Here is a 589-nt window from a genome sequence, read left to right on the forward strand (position 1 = left end):
GATAGTCGCGCATGTCGATGTCCCATCCTCTCCAAAATCCTCCCCCTGAAGGGGAGGTGGCTGGCCAAAGGCCAGACGGAGGGGTGTGCCCACCAGGGTGACACCCCTCCACCGCCTGCGGCGGTCCCCCTCCCCTTATCCGGGGAGGAAGGGCATTTTACTGGGTGCCTTCGGCGTACCAGGTGCGGAATTCGGCATATTTCGGCATTTCTTCCGAATTGGCCTTGGGGTCGATCACGACATGGACGACGCCCGGCTTGCCGCTGGCATAGGCGCGCGCGATCGCCGGCTTGATGTCCTCCGCGCGGGTCACATATTCGCCGTGGCAGCCAAAGCCCTCGCCGATCTTGTCGAAGCGGACTTCCTTGCTCCAATGGGTGCCGGTTTCTTCCGTGCCCTGGCCGAAGGTGCGCTTGTAGACGCCCACTTCCAGACCCCACTGATTATCCACGCCGACGACGCAGACCAGCGGCAGCTTGGTGCGCACCGCCACTTCCAGTTCGGCGATATGGAACAAGAAGCTGCTGTCGGAAGTCAGCAACAGGCCCGGACGGCTGACGCCGGTGGCCGCCTTGTCCGCCAGCATCGC

General features: G+C 63.7%; 1 protein-coding gene. It reads right to left on the bottom strand.

Going from position 1 to position 589, the window contains the following annotated elements; genetic code table 11:
* Positions 1–157: 157 nt before the first annotated feature.
* Positions 158–589 (bottom strand): thiamine pyrophosphate-dependent enzyme (locus ACK4SE_RS14180; RefSeq protein ID WP_409694019.1); only part of this gene is annotated, 432 nt, incomplete at its 5' end.

The organism is Brevundimonas sp. (assembly GCF_046293315.1).
Lineage (GTDB): Bacteria > Pseudomonadota > Alphaproteobacteria > Caulobacterales > Caulobacteraceae > Brevundimonas.